Source organism: Kribbella sp. HUAS MG21 (assembly GCF_040254265.1).
Classification (GTDB): domain Bacteria; phylum Actinomycetota; class Actinomycetes; order Propionibacteriales; family Kribbellaceae; genus Kribbella.
Genome location: NZ_CP158165.1, coordinates 3637312 through 3658434 on the forward strand (window position 1 = coordinate 3637312; position 21123 = coordinate 3658434).

The window sequence follows — 21123 nt, forward strand, 5'->3', positions numbered from 1 at the left end:
AACGACCATGTCTACTCATCAGTCACGTCCGGTGCGTGCGGAGGCGGTCGTCGATCTGGCCGCGATCCGCCACAACGTCGCCACGCTGCGTGCCCGTGCCGAGGGTGCGCAGCTGATGGCCGTGGTCAAGGCCGACGGGTACGGGCACGGGATGGTCCCGGTCGCCCGGGCCGCGCGCGATGCCGGGGCCGACTGGATCGGCGCCGCCGTCCTCGAGGAGGCGCTCGGGCTGCGCGCCGCCGGCGACACCGGGCCGATCTTCTGCTGGCTGACCACCCCGGGCGAGCCGCTCGAGGACGCGATCGAGGCCGGGATCGACCTGTCCGCGGGCGCCCCCTGGGAGATCGACGAGCTCGCGGCCGCCGCCGAGGACCGTCCGGCGCGCGTGCACCTCAAGATCGACACCGGGATGTCGCGCGGCGGCGCCGTACCGGAGGAGTGGCCGGCGCTGATCCGCGCCGCGGTCCGCGCGCAGGCCACCGGGCGGATCGAGATCAAGGGGATCTGGTCGCACCTGTCGTCCTCGGACGAGCCGAAGAGCCCTGCGAACGAGGCGCAGCTCGCGACGTTCCTCGAGGCCGTCGAGGTGGCCGAGTCCTTCGGGATCGACGCCGAGTTCAAGCACCTGGCGAACTCCGGTGCGACGCTGGCGCTGCCCGAGACGCATTTCGACCTGGTCCGTCCGGGTGTCGCGACGTACGGCCTCTCGCCGTTCGGGCACGCGCTGCCGTCGGCGGAGCTCGGGCTGCGGCCGGCGATGACGCTGAAGGCGCGGCTCGCGATGGTGAAGCGGGTCCCGGCCGGCGCGGGCGTCTCGTACGGGCTCACCTGGACCGCGCCGCGGCCGTCGACGCTCGGCCTGATCCCGCTCGGGTACGGCGACGGACTGCCGCGGCACGCCTCGAACGGCGGACCGGTCCAGGCGTACGGCGCGCGTCGCGCGATCGTCGGCCGGATCTGCATGGACCAGTGCGTCGTGGACCTGGAGGACGACGAGGCCGCGGCGGGCGACGAGGTTGTACTGTTCGGCCCGGGTACCTCCGGTGAGCCGACCGCTGACGACTGGGCCGACGCGGCCGGGACCATCAACTACGAGATCGTCACCCGCCTGGGCGCTCGGATTCCGCGCAGGTACATCGACAGCGAAAGGTAGACCGGGCATGTCCAAAGCAGGGCGGACTGCCGGTCTGATCGGGGCCGCGGTCGGAGTGCTGGCCGCGGGAGCCGCGGCCGGCGTCGCGGTCGAGCGCCAGGTGATCGGGCGGCGCTCGGGCCAGCGCAAGCAACTGGAGGCGGAGCCGTTCGGGTCGCTGCGCGGTACGCCGTACATCTTCACCGCCGACGACGGCGTCGAGCTGTACGTCGAAGTGGACGAGCTGAAGCGCTCCCGCCGGCCGGCGCCACCGCCGAAGCGCCGGCTCGGGCGCAAGCTGCCGGTCCCGCCGGAGGACCTGACCGTGATCTTCGCGCACGGGTACGGGCTGAACATGGACGCCTGGCACTTCGAGCGCCGCGACCTGGCCGGGATCGGCACGATGGTCTTCTACGACCAGCGCTCGCACGGCCGCTCCGGCCGGTCGCCGAAGGAAGGCGTCAGCATCGACCAGCTCGGCCGGGACCTGTACGGGATCCTCGAGCGGTTCGCGCCGACCGGCCCGGTGATCCTGATCGGGCACTCGATGGGCGGCATGACGATCATGGCGCTCGCGGAGCAGCACCCGGAACTGTTCGGCGACCGGGTGATCGGCGTCGGCCTGTGCTCGACCAGCGCCGGCGCCCTGGACAAGGTGCCGATCATCTTCCCCGGCCGGGTGGGCATGCTCGCCCGGGCGCTGGCGACCCCGACGGTGGCCGCGCTGGCCCGGATCCCGGACGTGGTCGAGCGCAGCCGGAAGGCGGGGACCGACATCAGCTACCTGCTGACCCGGAAGTACTCGTTCGGTTCCGAGGTGCCGCCGGCGTTCACCGAGTTCGTCAACGAGATGATCGCGGCGACGCCGATCGAGGTGATCGCGGAGTTCTACCCGATCTTCGCGCTGCACGACAAGTACGAGGCGCTCGAGCCGCTGCAGAAGGTCGAGTGCGTGGTGATCGGCGGCGACAAGGACCATCTGACGCCGTTCGCGCACGCCGAGGAGATCGTCCGGCGGGTGCCCGGCGCGGAGCTGGTCGAGGTCCGGAACTGCGGTCATCTCGGCCTGATCGAGCACCACCGTGAGTTCACCGCGGCGCTGCTTGGGATGATCGAGCGAGCCGAGAAGTCCCTGGCCCCCTCCTGAAGCCGCGAAGACGACCCAGAGATGACCCCGAGATGACCGACCTGCGCGTCGTGGACGCGACCCCAGAGCACGCCGACGCGATCGTCGCGGTGATCCACCACGCGTTCGCCGCGCGCCGGGTCCTCGATCCGCCGTCGACCCAGCTGACCGAGAACGCCGCGACCGTGACCGCCGCGATCGAGAAGCACGGCGGCCTGCTCGTGCTGAGCGACGGGGTCCCGGCCGGGGCGATGCTGTTCGAGCAGACCGGCGACGTGCTGAACCTGCGCCGCGTCTCGGTCGACCCGCGGCACCAGGCCCGCGGCGTCGCCTCGGCGATGGTCGGGTGCGCCGAGGAGGTCGCCGTACGGCGGGGGCTCGGCCGGGTGAACCTGATCGCCCGGGTCGAACTTCCGGACACCGTGGAGTTCTGGCGGCGACGTGGGTACTCCGTCGTCGAGCAGCAGGCGCACAACCTGATCTTCGCCAAGGCGATGCCCGTCGAACTGACCGTGCCGACGGCCGAGGACATGCGGGCGATCGGCGAGGAGCTCGCGGGGCAGTTGCGCGCGGGCGACGTACTCGTGCTCTCCGGTGATCTCGGCGCCGGGAAGACGACGTTCACGCAGGGACTCGGCGCCGGGCTAAAGGTCCGCGGCGCGATCACGTCGCCGACGTTCGTGATCTCGCGGGTGCATCCGTCGCTGGTCGGTGGTCCCGCGTTGGTGCACGTCGACGCCTACCGGATCGGCGGGTTCGCGGAGCTGGACGACCTCGACCTGGACGCGAGCCTGGAGGACGCGGTGACCGTGGTCGAGTGGGGTCACGGCCTGGCCGAGGCGCTGGCGCCGGACCGCCTGGACGTCGTGGTGACCCGCGGCGACGACGACACCGACGAGACCCGGTCGCTGCGCATCACCCCGGTGGGCCCGCGCTGGGCCGCGTCCGGCGTACGAGCCTCGGTAGTGGAGAAGAACTGACATGCTGCTTGCCTTCGACACCTCGAGTGCTGCCGTCACCGTCGCGCTGGCCACGCCGACCGGGGAGATCGTCGCCTCGTCGACGACCGTGGACGCACTGCGCCACGGGGAGCTGCTCGCGCCGGGGATCGCGGCCGCGCTGAAGACCGCGGGCGTCGCGCCGCGCGACCTGACCGGGATCGCGGTCGGCGTCGGGCCGGGGCCGTTCACCGGACTGCGCGTCGGACTCGTGACCGCGCGCACGATGGGCGAGGTGCTGGGGATCGAGGTCGCGGGTGTGTGCAGCCTCGACGTCCTCGCGCGGCAGTCGTCGCTGACGTTGCCGGTCGCGGTCACCACGGACGCGCGCCGCAAGGAGATCTACTGGGCGCTGTACGACGGCCCGGCCGCGGACGGCAGCCGGCGCCGCCTCGAGGGACCTGCGGTGGACAAGCCCGCGGAGGTCGCCCACGTGCTGTCCGGTCTGCCGGTGATCGGTCGCGGCGCGGTGCTGTACGCCGACGCGCTGGGTGTGACCGTCGACGACGTCACGGAGTACCCGTCGGCCGAGGTGCTGGCGACCGGCGTGGCGACGCGGACGCTCGAGGTGGTGGCGCCCGAGCCGCTGTACCTGCGGCGGCCGGACGTGACCATGTCCAGCGGGCCGAAGAGCGTGCTGTGAGACCGGCGATCCGGGCGGCGCACGCCGAGGATCTCCCGGAACTGGTCGCGCTCGACGAGGTGTGCTTCGGGTCCGAGGCGTGGAGCGCGGGCGCGTGGGCCGACGAGTTCGAGCGGCTCTCCGACGATCGGGTGATCCTGGTCGCGGACGAGGGACACGTCGTCGGGTACGCCGTACTGCTGGTGCCGCCGGTGGTGGAGGACGTGGTCGAGGTACTGCGGGTCGCGGTGACGCCGGCCGAGCGGCGGACCGGGATCGGCGGGCAGCTGATGGTGATGGTCCTGGACCGGTGCGCGGGCCGCACCGTGCTGCTGGAAGTTGCCGCTGGCAACGAGGCGGCGCGCGGGCTGTACGCCGGGTTCGGGTTCGAGGAGATCAGCCGGCGGCGCGGGTACTACGGCGGCGGCGAGGATGCGGTGATCATGCGGTGGCGGGAGGAAACGTGAAGTCAGAGCCTCTGATCCTGGGGATCGAGACGTCGTGTGACGAGACCGGGGTCGGGATCGTGCGCGGTCAGACGTTGCTCGCCGACGCGATCGCGTCCAGCGTCGAGGAGCACGCGCGGTTCGGGGGTGTCGTGCCCGAGGTGGCCAGCCGGGCGCACCTCGAGGCGATGGTGCCGACGATCCGCCGCGCCTGCGAGACCGCCGGCATCAAGCCGAGCGACGTCGACGCGGTCGCGGTGACGAGCGGTCCCGGCCTGGCCGGTGCGCTGCTGGTCGGGGTCGCCGCGGCGAAGGGTCTCGCGCTGTCGCTGGACAAGCCGATCTACGGCGTGAACCACCTGGCGGCGCACGTCGCGGTGGACACGCTGGAACACGGCCAACTGCCGAAGGGCTGCGTGGCGATGCTGGTGTCCGGCGGGCACTCGTCGCTGCTCGCGGTGGAGGACATCACCGAGGGCGTCGTACCGATGGGGAACACGATCGACGACGCGGCCGGGGAGGCGTTCGACAAGGTGGCGCGGGTCCTCGGGCTGCCGTTCCCGGGCGGTCCGTGGATCGACAAGGCGGCGCGGGACGGCGACTCGCAGTACGTCACGTTCCCGCGTGGGCTGACGTCGCAGCGGGACCTCGAACGGCACCGGTTCGACTTCTCGTTCTCCGGGCTGAAGACGGCGGTCGCGCGCTGGGTCGAGGCTCGCCGGCGTGATGGTGAGGACGTACCGGTGAACCATGTCGCCGCGGCCTTCCAGGAGGCGGTCTGCGACGTGCTCACCCGCAAGGCGATCGACGCGTGCAAGGACCGTGGGTTCGAGCACCTGCTGATCGGCGGCGGTGTCGCGGCGAACTCGCGGCTGCGCGCAATGGCCGAGGAACGCGCCGCCGCGGCCGGGATCGCCGTCCGGGTACCGCGCCCCGCGCTGTGCACCGACAACGGCGCGATGGTCGCCGCCCTCGGGTCCGAGTTGGTCCGGGCCGGCAAGTCCCCGTCGCCGCTGGATCTCCCCGCCGATTCCTCGATGCCGATCACGGAGGTACTCAACTGATGAAGTGGACCGGGCCGGACGGCTTCGAGGCGGACGACAACATCGAGCGGATCGACGCGGCGGTCGTGCAGGGGTTTCTGAGTACGTCGTACTGGGCGCAGGGGATCCCGCGTGAGGTGGTGGACCGCGCGATCGCGGGGTCGTTGAACCTCGGCGTGTACGACGCGAGCGGCGCGATGGTCGCGTACGCCCGGATGGTGACGGACCGGGCCACGTTCGCGTGGCTGGCCGACGTGTTCGTGCTGGAGTCGCACCGGGGGCACGGGCTCGGCCGGTTCGTGGTGTCGACCTTGCTGGAGCACCCCGACCTGAAGGGGCTGCGGCAGATCCTGCTGGCGACGGCGGACGCGCACGAGCTCTACCGGTCGTACGGCTTCACCGAGACGCCGCCCGGCCGGATGATGGCCATCCGTAAGGAGCCGACCGAGCTGTACGTGCAGCCGTGAGCGGACCGGGTGTCGACCTCGTCCGGCACCCGGCGCGCGCCAGCGAGCTGGTCCTGCTCGTGCACGGCGGCCAGGAGCACTCGGACGCCGACCCGCACCTGTGGCGCCCGGCGCTGCTCCGGATGTGGCCCTTCGCGCTGGCCGCGCGGCCGGTCGCGCCGAGCGCCGCGATCGGGTTCCTCCGGTATCGCTCGCGCGGCTGGAACGGCGGTGCCGCGGCCGCTGATCTGCGGGTTGTGCTGGACACGTTGCTGCCGGAGATCTCGCGGGTGTTGCTGATCGGGCACTCGATGGGCGGGCGGGCGGTGGTCGCGGCCGGGGATCACCCGCGCGTGGCGGGTGTGCTCGCTCTGGCTCCGTGGCTTCCGAAGGGCGAGCCGCTCGTCGCGTTGCGACCGCCCGTCACGTTCGCGCACGGCACGGCCGACCGCGTCACCGATCCGGCGACGACGATGGCGTACGCCGGCCGGTTGCGCGCGGCTGGGACGCCGGTCACGACGTACACACTGCACGACGAGAACCACGCGATGCTGCACCGCGCGGCCGACTGGAACCGCGTAGTCGCGGACTTCGTGAGCGCAGCCCGGTCGTCGTCGGGTACGGCGGGTGGCAGTATCGAGTTGCCGCTTGGGCGCCGAGGGTCCGTGGCCGCTGCGGTCGCGGAGATCGCGCTGGCCCGGCTGCGGTTACCGATACGGGAGCGCCTCCGCGTACCGGAGTGAGAACAGAGGCCTGGGGTCAGGGGGCCGCTTCGACCCCAGGTGAGCGGTCAGCGGCCGACCGGTTCGTCCTGTCAGCCTGCCGAACCCAGGTGAACACCCGGCTGTCACCGCATGACGCTTTGGTGGCGGGCCTCCGGGGAGCGCAGCAGCGGACGCAGCACCTCGCCCACCGGCTTGTCACCCGGAGACCCGCTCGCAGAATCGATCATATGTTCGACTGTACTCATCGCGCAAGTTCATCGACTCACCCGGTCGAGGAAAGCGAACAGCGCCGCTTTCGCCGCGGCGGCCTCGGTGCCTTCCAGGAGCTCGACGCCGTGCGCGGTCGAGCCGGGAACCACCACGAGCTTCTTGTCCTTGGCGGGTACGGCGCCGAAGTCCTTGCGCACCTCGGCGACCGGCAGGCTGTCCCGGTCGCCGGCCAGGTACAGCGTGGGCACCCGGAGCTTCGCGGCCAACGGGGTGGTCGGCATGCGATGGTCGACGTCGTACCAGGACGCGCAGCTCAGCACCGCGACACCGGAGACCGCCGGCGTGATCATCGAGCCGCCGATCATGGACACGCAGCCGCCGACCGAGCCGCCGACCAGCACCACCTCGGTCGCACCGGCGGCCCGGACCTGGTTCACGACGGCCTGCAGCTCCTTGACCCGATCCAGGCCGGTGAGCGTGCCGTACTCCCACAATGCGACCCGGTAGCCACGGGCGACGAGCTCTGTCGCAACACCGGACCAGTCGCACGGTGACCCGCCCCATTCGTAGGACAACACGACGGCCCGCTTGGCGTTACCCAGCTGCACGCCGCTGACCGCGGTGCCGCCGGCGACCGGCGCGGTGAACGGTTTCGCCCCCGGGGCCGGGCAGTCGGCCATGATCCCCACCGGCGCGGAGCTCGCCGGCGAGCTCGGGGCGGGCGTAGTCGGAGCTGAAGAGCCTGGAGCGGAAGAGCTCGGCACCGGCGTGGCTGGATCGTCCCCGGCCCCGGATCCGGACCCGCATCCGGCCAGTCCGAACGCGAGGACGACGAAGAGGACCGCGGACCGACCGACGTTCAGCATGGCCACCTCCAGGCGAGAGACCAGTTATACAGCTCGCCCGGCCGACGCGCCGGGCGCGACGCGGCGGCAGGAGTAGGCCACGGCGTCGCGGCCGATGCGCGTGACGATCAGCGTCGCCGATCCGGATCCCTTCGGCGCGAGTCGTTTCCGGAGCTGCGCCGGGTCGAGGTCGACGCCGCGCTTCTTGATCTCCAGCGTCCCGATGCCCTGGCCGCGGACCCAGGCGCGGAGCGCTTTCTCCTTGTACGGAAGCTCTTCCAGGACCTCGTACGCCGACGCGAGCGGCGTGCCGACGTACTTCGCCGCGGCCACGTAGGCGATCCGCGGATCGAGCAGCCAACCGTCGACCGCCGCGGCGACGGCAGTGACGAGACCGGCCCGGACGATCGCCCCGTCAGGCTCGTAGATGTACCGGCCGACCGGGCCGGTGTCGGCTTCCGGTGCCTCCGTGACGGTGGCCTGGCTCGGCAGGAGCGTGGCCCGTCGCGGCGTACCGCCGTACAGGTCTCCCGACCAGAGAGCGGCCTCCTTCACCTCGCCGGCGTCGCTGATCCACTCCGCTTCGACCCCGTCGGGGACAGCGTCGTGCGGGATGCCGGGCGCCACCTTCACGCACGCCGTGCGCTCCAGCAGTCCGGTGACGAACGACCACGGCGGCGAGTAGGCGTTGTGGTCGAACACGCGCCGCCCGTCCGCCCGCCGCGCCGGATCCGCGAACACCATGTCGTACGGCGTGATGTCGACCGCCTCCGCGTCGCCGACGAGGACCTCGCCGGGCAGGTCGAACGCGGCCAGGTTCGCCCGCGCCACTGCCGCGGTCTCGGGGTCCCGCTCGACACCGGTGACCCGCAGGCCGGCGCGAGCCATCGTGATGAGGTCGCCGCCGATGCCACAGCCTAGGTCGACCAGGGTGTCGAGCTGGCTGGCGGCGACGCGTGCGGCGCGGTGGGTGCTCACCGTGGTGCGCGTGGCTTGTTCCAGGCCGTCCGGGGTGAAGTACATGCGTTCCGCGTCCGGGCCGAACTTGGCAGCGGCGCGGTGACGCAGTGCGGCCTGTGTGACTGCGGCCGTCACGAGCGTGGCGTCGTACCGGCGTCTGAGCTGCTCGACCAGCTGCAGCTCGCGGCCGGGGCTGTACTCCGTACACGCGGCAGCCAGCACCTCGGCGCCCGGGCCGTCGAGCAACGCGGTGACACTCACCCGGCAACTCTAGAGGGGGCTGGAACACCCCCTGCTCCAGCTGCGGGTCGACATCGAATAGAGCCGCCAGTTCATCGCCGAGCGGGTCTTCGGGCCGTAGATGCCGTCCACCACGAGGCGGTGCTTGATCTGGACAGCCCGGACCGCGGCCCGGGTCCTGCTGCCGTAGATGCCGTCGACGGCGAGCCTGGTGCCGTAGCAGAAGTTCAGGTTGCGCTGGAGGACCTGGATTGCGGTCTCGGGGTCGCCTGTGCGGTTGGAGCCGCGGTACGGGTCGTCGCCGTACATCAGGTTGCAGGTGGTGCTGGTACTGCCGAGGATCGACGGCATCGGGATGCCCCAGGTGCGGTTCACCGGAACCAGCCGCGCGGACCTGCACTGCGGCAGCGCGGCGGCCGCCCGCAACTGGGCGGCTGTGGCTTCCTGCGCGGCAGGCTGATCCGCCTGGCCGGGCTGGCCCGTCTGGTCTGTTCGGCCGGCCTGGTCCGTCGGGCGCTCGGCTGCCGGGGCAGGTGTGCCGGCCGGTGGGGACTGCTGTTTCGAGGCGTTGGCGGCGACGGCCCCGACGGCGACCGCGCCGACCGCGGCCAGCAGTGCGATGGTCCGGCCGGACAGCTTCGGCAGTGACGGCAGCGAGAACGCCATGGCCCCTCCTTCGGTCGCTCTGGGAGAACGGTCGCACGCGCACGTGGCCGCCGCCCAGGGCTCGACCACATTCCGTACCCGGCCGGTCACCGGGCCCCGGAGATTTCGTCTGGCACTCGAGTTGACCGAGTGCTAATCGCGGCCTAGATTCGGTGTTGGCACTCTCGGTGTGAGTGTGCCAGCGGTCCGGCCTCCTGACCCCCGCGACGGCAGGGGAGCGCGACCACATGTCACAGACAAGCGAATTCGACCGTGGAGGTCAGCAAGTGTCGGTCACGATCAAGCCGCTCGAGGACCGCGTCCTCGTCGCGCCGCTCGAAGCCGAGCAGACCACGAAGTCCGGTCTGGTGATCCCGGACACCGCCAAGGAGAAGCCGCAGGAGGGCGAGATCCTCGCCGTCGGCCCGGGCCGGATCGACGACAACGGCAACCGCGTCCCGCTGGACGTCGCCGTCGGCGACAAGGTCATCTACTCCAAGTACGGCGGCACCGAGGTCAAGTACGACGGTCAGGACTACCTGATCCTGGGCGCCCGCGACATCCTCGCAGTCGTCAGCAAGTGACGAGCGCTCGCTGTTCCTGACTGACACCGCCCTGGTGCCGGAGCCCGGTGCCGGGGCGGAGTCGGTCAGGAGACGGCGAGCCCCGGAACCTGCAACGTAGCGCGATTTTCAGAGAGGGACTGGATTTTTCATGCCGAAGATCCTCGAGTTCGACGAGAACGCCCGGCGCGCGCTGGAGCGCGGCGTCGACAAGCTCGCGAACACGGTGAAGGTGACGCTGGGGCCGAAGGGCCGCTACGTCGTCCTGGACAAGAAGTGGGGCGCCCCGACCATCACCAACGACGGTGTCACCGTCGCCCGTGAGGTCGAGCTGGACGACCCGTTCGAGAACCTTGGTGCGCAGCTGACCAAGGAGGTCGCGACCAAGACCAACGACATCGCCGGTGACGGCACCACCACCGCGACGGTGCTGGCGCAGGCGCTGGTGCACGAGGGCCTGCGGGCGGTCGCCGCCGGCGCGAACCCGATGGGTCTCAAGCGCGGTATCGAGGCGGCCGTCGAGGCCGTGTCGGGCAAGCTGGTCGAGACCGCGAAGCCGGTCGACGACAAGGGCGACATGGCCCACGTCGCGACCATCTCCGCCCGCGACGCCGAGATCGGCGCGCTGATCGCGGACGCGTTCGACAAGGTCGGCAAGGACGGTGTGATCACCGTCGAGGAGTCGAACACCTTCGGGACCGAGCTCGAGTTCACCGAGGGCATGCAGTTCGACAAGGGCTACATCTCGCCGTACTTCATCACCGACGCCGAGGCCGGCGAGGCGGTGCTGGAGGACCCGTACATCCTCATCCACCAGGGCAAGATCTCCGCGATCGCGGACCTGCTGCCGCTGCTGGAGAAGGTCGTGCAGTCCGGCAAGACGCTGCTGATCATCGCCGAGGACGTCGAGGCCGAGGCGCTGTCCACCCTGGTGGTCAACAAGATCCGCGGCAACTTCACCTCGGTCGCCGTCAAGGCGCCGGGCTTCGGTGACCGCCGCAAGGCGATGCTGGAGGACCTGGCCGCGCTCACCGGCGCGCAGGTCGTGGCCCCCGAGGTCGGGCTGAAGCTCGACCAGGTCGGTCTCGAGGTGCTCGGTTCGGCCCGCCGGATCGTGGTCTCGAAGGACAACACGACCGTCGTCGAGGGCGCCGGCAAGGCCGAGGACATCGAGGGCCGGGTCAGCCAGATCAAGTCCGAGATCGAGCGCACCGACTCCGACTGGGACCGCGAGAAGCTGCAGGAGCGGCTGGCCAAGCTGGCCGGCGGCGTCTGCGTGATCAAGGTCGGCGCGGCCACCGAGGTCGAGCTGAAGGAGAAGAAGCACCGGATCGAGGACGCGGTGTCCGCGACCAGGGCCGCGATCGAGGAAGGCATCGTCGCCGGTGGCGGTTCCGCCCTGGTGCACGCCGCCACGGTCCTCGACAAGGAGCTCGAGCTCGAGGGTGACGAGGCGACCGGTGTCCGGATCGTCCGCAAGGCGGTCGTCGAGCCGCTGCGCTGGATCGCCGAGAACGGTGGCTACGAAGGCTACGTCGTCGTCGCCAAGGTGTCCGAGCTGGAGCCGGGCAACGGCTTCAACGCGGCGACCGGCGAGTACGGCGACCTGCTCGGCAGCGGCGTCCTGGACCCGGTCAAGGTGACCCGGTCCGCGCTCGCCAACGCCGGCTCGATCGCCGCGCTGCTGCTGACCACCGAGACTCTGGTGGTGGACAAGCCCGAGGACGAGGAGCCCGCCGCCGCCGGTCACGGCCACGGCCACGGTCACTGATCCTCGGCAGTAGAGCAGTAGTTCGACAGCACAGCACACACAGCACCGCCCGGCAGGCAACTGCCGGGCGGTGCTCTGTTTGTATACGTGGTTGTGCTGATTCGTGAGCGGAGTGCCGAGGACCTGTCCGTCTGCGTGGAACTGCTCCGCCGCGTGCACGAACGGGCCGGTTACCCGATCAACTGGCCTGCGGGCCCGGCGCGGTGGTTGACGCCGGAGAGCGCGCTCGGGTGCTGGGTCGCGGTGGCCGGCGAGCGAGTCGTGGGCCACGTGGTGCTCACCGCGGTGGACGACCGGGCCGAGGTGGAGCGGCTGTTCGTAGATCCGGCGGCGACGCGCCAAGGCATCGGCCGGCACCTGCTCGAGCACTGCGTGCAGACCGCCGCTGAGCTCGGCCGCGAGCTGTCCCTGGAGGTCGTCGACAACCGCGGCGCCGCCGTCCACCTCTACCGCCAGGCGGGCTGGCTGGAGACCGGCCGCACCCAGATCGACTGGGCCGGCGACCAAGCCTCCGAACTCATCCGCTTCACCGCACCACGCTGATCAGGAACCCGCGGGGTACGGGATCCGAACCGGCCAGTAGTGACAGATCGTGATGAAAAGAAGCGCTTGACCACGAACTGCCACTAGGCAACGGAGATTGAGAGCCGTACCATCTTTCAGGCTGACCGGTCCGAACACGAGGGGGCGAGGGTGACAGAGGTCCGAGTACCTGACACCCACGACCGGGTCGAGCTCAGGGATCTTGCCGCGCTGGCCGGCGACGGGGACCGAACAGCTCTCAACGACCTGCTCACCAGGGTGCGCGCTGTGGCGCACCGTTACGTACGGTCCCGCTTGTGGACCTATCCCGGCGGCGCCGACATGGTCGACGACGTCGCACAGGAAGTTTGTGTCGCGGTGTTCGGCGCGCTCGGCCGCTACCGTGACGAGGGGAGGCCTTTCGAGGCTTTCGTCTACGGCATCGCGGCCCGCAAGGTCGCCGATGCCCAGCGTGCGTTCGCGGTCGCCGACGTCTCGACGCCGGACCTGCCGGACGGCGCGGACGAGTCACCGACGCCGGAGGAGCGGGCGATTCGGCAGTCCGAGGTCCAGCACATCTGGGGCCTGATGGACAAGCTGCCGGAGAAACTGCGGGAGATCCTCCGTCTGCGCGTCGTTGCGGGGTTGTCAGCCGAGGAGACCGGCCGGGCACTGGGGATGACACCGGGGGCGGTGAGGGTCGCACAGCATCGGGCGTTGAACACGCTCAGGGGGTTTGTGGGGCATGGAACACAGCAGGAACGAGCAAGAGCAGGGGAGGGGCATCATGGCTGACCGTTTCGACCTGGACGCGATCGAGGCCGATGACGCGCTGCTCGATCTGCTCGCCGCCGGTGGGGAGTCCGCCCGCGCGGCGGGCGAGCACGACCCGGCCGTCGCCTTGCTGGCCGAACTCCGGCTGGCGGTGGAGGTCGAGGACGAGCTCCCGGTGGAGACCATCGACGATCCGGAGAGCTTCCTGGCGCGCTGCGCCGCGCTGAACCCGATCACCGACCCGTTCGCCCGCAAGGTGGCGACCCGCGGGCTGGCGTTCGGGGTCGCCGCGGTGGCCGCGCTGTCGGTCTCCGGGGTGGCGGCCGCCGTCACCGGTGATCCGCTGTCGCCGTACGAGAAGGTCATCGAGAAGATGGTCGACGCGGTCCGTCCGCAGACCAGCTTCCCGACCGAGGACCTGAACGGCCTGCCGGTCGTGGACCGGTCGACGATCGTCAAGGTCGGCAAGGACTTCAAGGCCAAGGCGAAGGCGGAACAGGCCCGCGCGGGCGACCCGAGCGGGGACGCGGGCGACGACGTACCGCAGACGACGACCACGAGGGACGAGCCGGGAGAGCTGCTGCCCGAGGGCAAGCCGCTCGCGGTCAAGGACCCGCTCGGCCTGCCGATCGAAAAGCCGAAGGCGCAGGACCCGGGTGCCGGCGACGGCGACACCAAGACGACGGTCGAGCCGACCGAGACCAAGCCGACGGCGCCGCCGGAGACGACCGACGACTCGGGTGACAAGCCGACGGACACGCCGACCGACACCCCGACGGACGCTCCGACCGACACGCCGACGGACACCCCGACCGATCCGCCGACGACGCCGACGGACCAGCCGACCGACACCGGTACGCCGACCCCGACGCCGACCGACCCGACCACCACGACGCCGCCGAACGGCGACGCCGGGACCGACGGTGGTACGACGGACGGCGGCACGACCGACGGCGGTACGAGCGGCGGGACCGAGAACAACACGACGACGGACCCGGGCACCGGCAACCCGACCGGCACGCCGTCGGCCGGGGGCGGCGACACCGCGGTGCCCTCGGACGACACGACACCCACGCCCGGTGGCTCGTCCGATGACGCGGACCCGGCCGGGACGACCACGCCCGGCGACGGTGAGAAGCCGGGCAGCGAGGTCACGCAGGTTCCGCAGGCGGTGCAGGACGCGCTGACGTTCGTGGTCGACACGGCGGTCGCGCCGGTCGTGCTGCCGACGCCGACCGGTGAGCCGACCACGCTGGAGAGCGCCGAGCGGTTCTTCGGCAGGTCCGAGGCAGCCGCGAAGCCCGCGGCGAAGGCCAAGCCGGCCAAGACGACCAAGGCGACCAAGGCGACCAAGGCCAAGGCGGACGGCAAGCAGTCCACCGCGAAGAAGGCCGCCAAGAAGGCCGCGAAGCACTCCAACGGCCAGGTGTCGGTGGGCTCGGTCCGCAAGACCTACGCCAAGGGCAAGCACTCCAGCGGCCAGTACCCGGAGGGCAAGCACGCCGCGATCGCCCGCACCCACGGCTCGACCGCGGACGGCGCTGTGCTGCAGATCCTGGGCGTCGTCAACCAGCCGACCACGCAGCGGTAACACCCGGTCACCGCCCGCCCGCCACGCACCCCGTGGCGGGCGGCGCCTTGTGCGGCGGCGTGGCCTGTGGACGGGGGATTCGGGGCACGGTCACGGCGCGGATAGGATGGGGTTCCGTTCTCGCCGTACAAAGGTGCTCGTTTTCCCCATGGACATCACCCCCGCTGGAGTTCCCGACAAGTTCGCCGTCCTCGGCCTCACCTTCGACGACGTCCTGCTGCAGCCGAACGAGTCCGACGTCATCCCGTCCGAGGTCAGCACCCGGAGCCGGGTGAGCCGCAACGTCTGGGTGAACATCCCGCTGCTGTCCAGCGCGATGGACACCGTCACCGAGGCCCGGATGGCGATCGCCATGGCCCGCCAGGGCGGCCTCGGCGTCCTGCACCGCAACCTGTCGATCGAGGACCAGGCCCAGCAGGTCGACCTGGTCAAGCGCTCCGAGTCCGGGATGATCGCGCAGCCGATCACGATCGGCCCGGACGCGTCCATCGGCGAGGCCGACGCGCTCTGCGGGCAGTACCGGATCTCCGGTGTCCCGGTGGTGGACGACGCCGGTGTGCTGGTCGGCATCGTCACCAACCGTGACATGCGGTTCGAGACCGATCTGTCCCGGCCGGTCCGCGAGGTGATGACCAAGCAGCCGCTGATCACCGGCAAGCAGGGCATCGCCGCGGACGACGCGATGGCGCTGCTCAGCAAGCACAAGGTGGAGAAGCTGCCGCTGGTCGACGACTCCGGCAAGCTGACCGGCCTGATCACCCTCAAGGACTTCGTCAAGCGCGACAAGTTCCCGCTGTCCACCAAGGACGCCTCCGGCCGGCTGATGGTCGGCGCCGCGATCGGCTTCTTCGGCGAGGCCTACAAGCGGGCCATGACGCTGGTCGAGGCCGGCGTCGACGTGCTCGTCGTGGACACCGCGCACGGTCACTCGCGGGCCCAGATCGAGATCATCCGCAAGCTCAAGGCCGACCCGGCGACCCGCGGCGTGGACGTCGTCGGCGGCAACGTCGGGACCCGCGCGGGCGCCCAGGCGCTCGTCGACGCGGGCGCGGACGGCGTCAAGGTCGGCGTGGGCCCGGGCTCCATCTGTACGACGCGGGTCGTGTCCGGCGTCGGCGTCCCCCAGGTCACCGCGATCTACGAGGCGTCGCTGGCGTGCAAGCCGGCCGGTGTCCCGGTGATCGGCGACGGCGGCCTGCAGTACTCCGGTGACATCGCCAAGGCGCTCGTCGCGGGTGCGGACACCGTCATGCTCGGCTCGCTGCTCGCCGGCTGCGAGGAGTCGCCCGGCGACCTGGTCTTCATCAACGGCAAGCAGTTCAAGGCGTACCGCGGGATGGGTTCGCTGGGCGCGATGTCGTCGGCCGGCGGCCTGCGCAAGTCGTACTCCAAGGACCGGTACTTCCAGCACGACGGCGGCTCCGACGAGAAGCTGATCGCCGAGGGCGTCGAGGGCCAGGTGCCGTACCGCGGCCCGCTGTCGGCCGTCGCCCACCAGCTGATCGGCGGCCTCCGGCAGTCGATGTGGTACACCGGCGCCCGCACCGTGCCGGAGCTGCAGGACAACGGCCGCTTCGTCCGGATCACCTCCGCCGGCCTGCAGGAGTCCCACCCGCACGACATCCAGATGACGGTCGAAGCCCCGAACTACTCCGGTCGCTGACCCCGCCTGCCAACGTAAGGAACCACCACGATGACCGAGATCGAGATCGGCCGCGCCAAGCGCGGGCGGCAGGCGTACGCGTTCGACGACATCGCGATCGTGCCGTCGCGGCGGACGCGGGATCCCGAGGAGGTCTCGGTCGCCTGGCAGATCGACGCGTACCGGTTCGAGCTGCCGATCCTGGCCGCGCCGATGGACTCGGTGATGTCGCCGGCCACCGCGATCGCGATCGGCAAAGCCGGCGGTCTCGGCGTGCTCAACCTCGAAGGCCTCTGGACGCGGTACGAGGACCCGACCGGCCTGCTCGAGGAGATCACCACGCTCGACGCGCAGCGGGCGACGCACCGGCTGCAGGAGATCTACGCGGCGCCGATCAAGCCCGAGCTGATCTCCCAGCGGGTGCAGGAGATCCGCGACTCCGGCGTGACGGTCGCCGGTGCGCTGTCGCCGCAGCGCACGAAGCAGTTCGCCAAGCACGTCGTGGACGCGGGCGTCGACCTGTTCGTCATCCGCGGTACGACGGTGTCCGCCGAGCACGTGTCCGGCCAGGCGGAGCCGCTCAACCTGAAGCAGTTCATCTACGATCTCGACGTCCCGGTGATCGTCGGCGGCTGTGCGACGCACCAGGCGGCGTTGCACCTGATGCGGACCGGCGCGGCCGGAGTCCTGGTCGGCTTCGGCGGCGGCGCGGCGCACACCACCCGGAAGGTGCTCGGAGTCGCGGTGCCGATGGCGTCGGCGGTCGCGGACGTGGCGGCCGCGCGGCGGGACTACATGGACGAGTCCGGCGGGCGGTACGTGCACGTCATCGCGGACGGCTCGGTCGGGCGGTCCGGCGACGTGGCGAAGGCGATCGCCTGCGGCGCGGACGCGGTGATGGTCGGCTCGCCGCTGGCCCGCGCCAGCGACGCGCCCGGCGGCGGGTACCACTGGGGCGCCGAGGCGTGGCACCAGGACCTGCCGCGCGGTGAGCGGGTCGAGGTCGGCGTCACCGGCACGATGGAGCAGATCCTGTTCGGCCCGTCCTGGGTCCCCGACGGCACGATGAACCTCGTCGGCGCCCTCAAGCGCGCGATGGCCACCACCGGCTACACCGAACTCAAGGAATTCCAGCGCGTCGAGGTAGTCGTCGGTTGATGACCGGCGTACTGCTCCTCCATGGCTCGAGCGGTGCGCCGGACTTGGATCGGGCCCGGCTGGTCGAGGCTGCGGGGTACGACGTGCTCGTGCCGCGGTGGGACGTGACGTACGAGGTGCCGTTGGAGTCGTTCCCGGTCGGTGAGATCGCGGCCCGGAACGACCGGGTGGTCGTGATGGGGAGTTCGTGGGGTGCCGAGGCGGCGCTGCTGCTGGGGGTGCTCGACGAGCGGGTGGACTCGGTCGTCGCGTTCGCCCCGAGCGCCTACGTCTGGGGACGCACTCTCGAGGACGGCCGCCAGCGGTCGGCGTGGACCTGGCAAGGGGAGCCGCTGCCGTTCGTGCCGTACGACGAAGACTGGAAGCCGGACGAGGAGCCGCCGAGCTACACCGGGTTGTACCGCCAGAGCGTGCAGGTAGCCGGTGCTGCCGCCGAGCCGGCGCGGATCCCGGTGGAACGGATCCGCGGCGAGGTGCTGCTGGTGGTGGGCGGCGACGACAAGGTGTGGCCCGCGGCCGAGTTCGCGGACGAGATCACCCGACGGCGCGGTGACCGGCCGACGCGGACCGTGGCGGTCGCTGCCGCCGGGCATCGCGCGGTACTGCCGGGCGAGGAGCCGAAGACCGCCGGGAAGCGGATGGCGCGCGGCGGCACCGAAGCGGCCGACCGCGAGCTCGGCAGGCTGGCGTGGCCCGAGATCCTCCGGGTGCTCGCCGGCTGACGGCGACGTGCTTCGAGTTCACCCGGTTTGCGGGGTTCTGGAAGGATTGCGGGCATGGGATGGTTCAGCCGACGGAGCAGCCAGGACACGGACAATGTTGCCCTCGCCGCGGCGCGGGCACAGCTGTCCTCCGACGACGTGGACCAGGTGCGGTTCCTGATCACCACCAAGAAAGCCGTGCACGCGGTCAAGCTGGTGCGTGACCGGACCGGTCTGGACCTCAAGCACGCCAAGGAGCTGGTCGACGACATCCGGCTCGGCCGCTACGTGCCGCCGACCACCGGTACACCGGTCGTCCGCCGGCCCGGGACCAACCTGGCCGAGCGCACCCGCGCCCTCAAGGCCGCGGGCGAGCTCCACCAGGCGACCGCGCTGGTCGTCTCCGAGACCGGCATGACCGAAGCCGAAGCCGGCCTCTTCGTCGGCGCCCTCCGCCCCGAACCCCAGGACTGACCCCGACGCCGCGCGCTAACCCTTCACATACGACAGCTTCTCCGCGACCTTCCCGTCGCGGAGCCGCAGTACGTCAACCCCGCGGACGTGCCCGCGACCGCCGCCCTCCTCGCCCCACGAGTACCGCCAGCGCACCACGGCCCGATCGCCGAGGACGACGGTCTCCTCGGTCTCGAAGTGCGGGTCAGCCGTCCCTTCGAACAACTTGGCCCACTCCTCCCGGACAGTGGCCGCCCCCTCGAACCGGACTCCGTCGGGTGCCGGCGAGGTCGACTCCCACACACAGTCCTCGGTGACGAGATCCATGATCGCGTCGAGATCCGCCCGGTCGAACGCCGCGTTGAAGCGGGCCACCACCCCGTCGGCCGGACTCCAGCGCGGATCGCGGCCGAACGCGCCGAGCAGCGCGTCGCCGGCATCGGTGAACCCGTCGAGGTGTTCGGCGACCATCCCGGCCGAGCGATAGAGCTGCTCCCGGTCCGCGAACCAGGTCGCGACCTCGTCGACCAGCTCCGGGTCCAGCCGCGGCTGGGCGCCGATCGCCACGGCCAGGTCCCAGCCGTGGATCAGATGGTCCGCCGCGACCTGGCGCAGGTACTCGTGCGGATCCTCGTCGCCGTACGACAGGTGCACCTTCTCGATCGACCAGGTCGCCGCGTCCTCCGCCGCACGCGCCGCCTCCGACGCCGCGGCGTACGGATCGTCCCCCAGCAGGTCGCCGTCGAGGGTGTCCCCGACCTCGGCGATCGTCCTGCCCTCCATCAGCGGCACGGCCCAGCGTTCCTCGCCGACGACGTGGTTCACCAGCGTCCGGACGTCCCAGTCCGAGCACGGTGTCGGCGACCCCCACTGGTCCGTCCCGATCCCGCCGACCAGCTCCGCGAAGTCCCGGACCGTACGGTTGTGCAGCTCCACAGCATCCATGACCTCCCCCTCTCAGCGTCAGCGTCCGCCTGCGGAGGAGGGCCGTCAATTACCCCGGGGTTACCTGCCGAGCTGCAGTTGCTGGGCGGCTTCGTGGGCGTGGTGCGACGCGGCCAGGTCGCCGGTCGCGGCGAGCAGGTTGCCGTGGTGCTTGTAGCAGGCGCCGGCGAGTTCCTTCATCGTCTCGTTGTCGTCGGCGAAGGGGATCAGCGCGGTCGCGACCTCCGCGCACCAGCCGCCGAGGTCGAGTGCGATCTCGGCCCGGCCGGCCTGGAAGTACGCCTGCGAGATGTCGAGCAGCAGCTGCGCCCAGATCGGCACGTACGTGTCGGTCTGGAACCGCATCCGGTGCGACTCGCGTTCGGACGAGATCGCGAACAGGTAGTGCGCCTCCAGGCCGAGCGTCAGCGCGGTGTCGGCGTCCTGGCTCAGCAACGGCTGGACCAGCTCGGCCAGTTCGGTCGCGCGGACCGCCGCGGACTCCGGGTCCGTCCGGCCGGACACGGTCGCCAGCGTCATCCCCGGCGCGGGCTCGCTCAGCGCGACCAGCCGGTGGTACTGCTGGAACGGCCCGAGCTTGATCTCCGCGTTCTCGAGCGCCGCGACCAGCGTGAGCGGCAGGCCCCGGTCGAGCTCCTCGACCACGCGGTTCGCCGTCTCGGCGTCGGTGTCGTACGCCGTCCGCAGGCAGGCCTCGCCTTCCAGCCGGCCGATGCTGCCGAGGTGCTTGCCCTTGCGGACCAGGGCGGCGACCAGCGTGCGCATGTCGGTGGCGGAGTCCGAGTCGGCGAGCGTGTCCGCGGTGGTCAGGCCGATCTCGTCCGCCTCGAGCGCGAGGTCCATCCGGCCCTCGGCGGCGTGCACGTCGGCCGAGACCGCGGTCGCCGTACACAGGTAGCGGGCATAGGACAGCGACTGCGGGCTCTCGTTGATCTGGTCCGCGAGCTGCAGGAACAGCTGTGTCGCCGCGTCGGCGGAGGCGACGGCCAGCGCCGGGTCGCCGTACCGCCGCAAGATGAGCGCGTTCATCGCGAGCACGCGGGCGAAGTCCGGCTGGTGCTTGAGCCCGTCCTCGCCGCCGACGAGCTGGCCGTACGCGATCACCGCTCCGTCCATCTCCAGTACGGCGGTCGCGCCGTGGCCGCGATGTGCCTGGGTCATCGCGCGCCGGGCGCGGACGTCGGCGAGGAACGAGGTGGCGTCGAGGACGCCGGCGTCCTGGAGTTCGGTGTAGCCGAGTTGCGCCTCGTGCAGTGCCGCGAGCGCTTCCTCGTGGTGGCCGGACGCGTTCAGCGAGCCGGCGAGCTCGTACTGCGTCGCGGCCATCAGGTGCTTGGCCTCGTAGTGGTTCGGGTGCCCTTCGGCCCGCTCCCTGGCCAGCTCGATGACCCGCCGCTGGTACGGCCCGGCCTCGTCGGCGCGGCCTTCCTCGATCAGCACCTGCGCGGTCTGCAGTGCCTCACCGAGCTCGTCCTCAGGAGGCGTCCAGAGCCCCCCGCTGTCCACCATCTTGACGTTCCACCCCTTCGCAGGTTCAGCCGCTCAGCTTAACGCTCTCTTGATAC

General features: G+C 71.2%; 22 protein-coding genes. 17 read left to right on the forward strand and 5 right to left on the reverse strand.

Annotated features, from left to right (window positions below; all coding sequences use genetic code 11):
* Nucleotides 1–7: 7 nt before the first annotated feature.
* From alr to ABN611_RS17895, 8 genes are read left to right on the forward strand one after another with little or no spacing between them, the layout of a single operon-like run.
* Nucleotides 8–1153: an alanine racemase gene (gene alr, locus ABN611_RS17860; protein WP_350280998.1), complete on the forward strand. Its 1146-nt coding sequence runs from the start codon at nt 8–10 to the stop codon at nt 1151–1153.
* Nucleotides 1154–1160: 7 nt separating this feature from the next.
* The gene (locus ABN611_RS17865) at nt 1161–2279 is read left to right on the forward strand and encodes an alpha/beta hydrolase (protein WP_350280999.1); all 1119 of its coding nucleotides are present in this window, start codon (nt 1161–1163) and stop codon (nt 2277–2279) included.
* Nucleotides 2280–2311: 32 nt separating this feature from the next.
* Nucleotides 2312–3238 (forward strand): tRNA (adenosine(37)-N6)-threonylcarbamoyltransferase complex ATPase subunit type 1 TsaE, encoded by a 927-nt coding sequence (gene tsaE, locus ABN611_RS17870; RefSeq protein ID WP_350281000.1) that lies wholly within the window; start codon nt 2312–2314, stop codon nt 3236–3238.
* Between the two features lies 1 nt (nt 3239).
* Nucleotides 3240–3899: a tRNA (adenosine(37)-N6)-threonylcarbamoyltransferase complex dimerization subunit type 1 TsaB gene (gene tsaB, locus ABN611_RS17875; protein ID WP_350281001.1), complete on the forward strand. Its 660-nt coding sequence runs from the start codon at nt 3240–3242 to the stop codon at nt 3897–3899.
* Entirely contained in the window at nt 3896–4345 is a 450-nt protein-coding gene (locus ABN611_RS17880) for a GNAT family N-acetyltransferase (RefSeq protein ID WP_350281002.1), read from the forward strand. Before tsaB ends, ABN611_RS17880 begins: the two co-directional genes overlap by 4 nt.
* Nucleotides 4342–5388 carry a tRNA (adenosine(37)-N6)-threonylcarbamoyltransferase complex transferase subunit TsaD gene (gene tsaD / locus ABN611_RS17885; RefSeq protein WP_350281003.1) on the forward strand — a complete coding sequence of 349 codons (1047 nt, stop codon included), beginning with the start codon at nt 4342–4344 and terminating at the stop codon, nt 5386–5388. The genes ABN611_RS17880 and tsaD overlap by 4 nt, the downstream gene beginning before the upstream one ends.
* Nucleotides 5388–5834: a GNAT family N-acetyltransferase gene (locus tag ABN611_RS17890; RefSeq protein WP_350281004.1), complete on the forward strand. Its 447-nt coding sequence runs from the start codon at nt 5388–5390 to the stop codon at nt 5832–5834. Before tsaD ends, ABN611_RS17890 begins: the two co-directional genes overlap by 1 nt.
* Nucleotides 5831–6556: an alpha/beta fold hydrolase gene (locus ABN611_RS17895; RefSeq protein WP_350281005.1), complete on the forward strand. Its 726-nt coding sequence runs from the start codon at nt 5831–5833 to the stop codon at nt 6554–6556. Before ABN611_RS17890 ends, ABN611_RS17895 begins: the two co-directional genes overlap by 4 nt.
* 236 nt (nt 6557–6792) lie before the next feature.
* Here the strand turns inward: ABN611_RS17895 and ABN611_RS17900 are convergent, their stop codons facing one another.
* The 3 genes from ABN611_RS17900 to ABN611_RS17910 all read right to left on the reverse strand — a co-directional run bounded on the left by ABN611_RS17900 (nt 6793) and on the right by ABN611_RS17910 (nt 9459).
* A complete protein-coding gene (locus tag ABN611_RS17900; RefSeq protein ID WP_350281006.1) occupies nt 6793–7428 on the reverse strand; it encodes a hypothetical protein in 636 nt (211 codons plus the stop codon).
* Nucleotides 7429–7638: 210 nt separating this feature from the next.
* A complete protein-coding gene (locus ABN611_RS17905; protein ID WP_350281007.1) occupies nt 7639–8814 on the reverse strand; it encodes a class I SAM-dependent methyltransferase in 1176 nt (391 codons plus the stop codon).
* A 9-nt stretch (nt 8815–8823) separates the two neighbouring features.
* Complete coding sequence (locus tag ABN611_RS17910) at nt 8824–9459, reverse strand: peptidoglycan-binding domain-containing protein (protein ID WP_350281008.1); 636 nt, start codon at nt 9457–9459, stop codon at nt 8824–8826.
* A 266-nt stretch (nt 9460–9725) separates the two neighbouring features.
* On the opposite strand from ABN611_RS17910, the gene groES reads away from it, so the two are divergent.
* The 9 genes from groES to ABN611_RS17955 all read left to right on the forward strand — a co-directional run bounded on the left by groES (nt 9726) and on the right by ABN611_RS17955 (nt 18634).
* The gene (gene groES, locus ABN611_RS17915; RefSeq protein WP_130384566.1) at nt 9726–10022 is read left to right on the forward strand and encodes a co-chaperone GroES; all 297 of its coding nucleotides are present in this window, start codon (nt 9726–9728) and stop codon (nt 10020–10022) included.
* A 130-nt stretch (nt 10023–10152) separates the two neighbouring features.
* Complete coding sequence (gene groL / locus ABN611_RS17920) at nt 10153–11772, forward strand: chaperonin GroEL (RefSeq protein WP_350281009.1); 1620 nt, start codon at nt 10153–10155, stop codon at nt 11770–11772.
* Nucleotides 11773–11859: 87 nt separating this feature from the next.
* Nucleotides 11860–12315 carry a GNAT family N-acetyltransferase gene (locus ABN611_RS17925; RefSeq protein ID WP_350281010.1) on the forward strand — a complete coding sequence of 152 codons (456 nt, stop codon included), beginning with the start codon at nt 11860–11862 and terminating at the stop codon, nt 12313–12315.
* A 150-nt stretch (nt 12316–12465) separates the two neighbouring features.
* Nucleotides 12466–13089: an RNA polymerase sigma factor ShbA gene (gene shbA, locus ABN611_RS17930; protein WP_350281011.1), complete on the forward strand. Its 624-nt coding sequence runs from the start codon at nt 12466–12468 to the stop codon at nt 13087–13089.
* Nucleotides 13082–14659, forward strand: a complete 1578-nt coding sequence (locus ABN611_RS17935) for a hypothetical protein (protein WP_350281012.1) — start codon at nt 13082–13084, stop codon at nt 14657–14659. The genes shbA and ABN611_RS17935 overlap by 8 nt, the downstream gene beginning before the upstream one ends.
* Before the next feature lie 148 nt (nt 14660–14807).
* Nucleotides 14808–16322: an IMP dehydrogenase gene (gene guaB, locus ABN611_RS17940; RefSeq protein ID WP_350281013.1), complete on the forward strand. Its 1515-nt coding sequence runs from the start codon at nt 14808–14810 to the stop codon at nt 16320–16322.
* Between the two features lie 30 nt (nt 16323–16352).
* A complete protein-coding gene (locus ABN611_RS17945; protein ID WP_350281014.1) occupies nt 16353–17459 on the forward strand; it encodes a GuaB3 family IMP dehydrogenase-related protein in 1107 nt (368 codons plus the stop codon).
* Nucleotides 17459–18181: an alpha/beta fold hydrolase gene (locus ABN611_RS17950; protein ID WP_350281015.1), complete on the forward strand. Its 723-nt coding sequence runs from the start codon at nt 17459–17461 to the stop codon at nt 18179–18181. The genes ABN611_RS17945 and ABN611_RS17950 overlap by 1 nt, the downstream gene beginning before the upstream one ends.
* A 54-nt stretch (nt 18182–18235) precedes the next feature.
* Nucleotides 18236–18634, forward strand: a complete 399-nt coding sequence (locus ABN611_RS17955; protein ID WP_350281016.1) for a hypothetical protein — start codon at nt 18236–18238, stop codon at nt 18632–18634.
* Nucleotides 18635–18649: 15 nt separating this feature from the next.
* On the opposite strand, the gene ABN611_RS17960 is transcribed toward ABN611_RS17955, so the two are convergent.
* Both ABN611_RS17960 and ABN611_RS17965 read right to left on the reverse strand, forming a co-directional pair.
* A complete protein-coding gene (locus ABN611_RS17960) occupies nt 18650–19558 on the reverse strand; it encodes a TIGR03086 family metal-binding protein (RefSeq protein ID WP_350281017.1) in 909 nt (302 codons plus the stop codon).
* Nucleotides 19559–19618: 60 nt separating this feature from the next.
* Nucleotides 19619–21067, reverse strand: a complete 1449-nt coding sequence (locus ABN611_RS17965) for a hypothetical protein (protein ID WP_350281018.1) — start codon at nt 21065–21067, stop codon at nt 19619–19621.
* Nucleotides 21068–21123 lie beyond the last annotated feature (56 nt).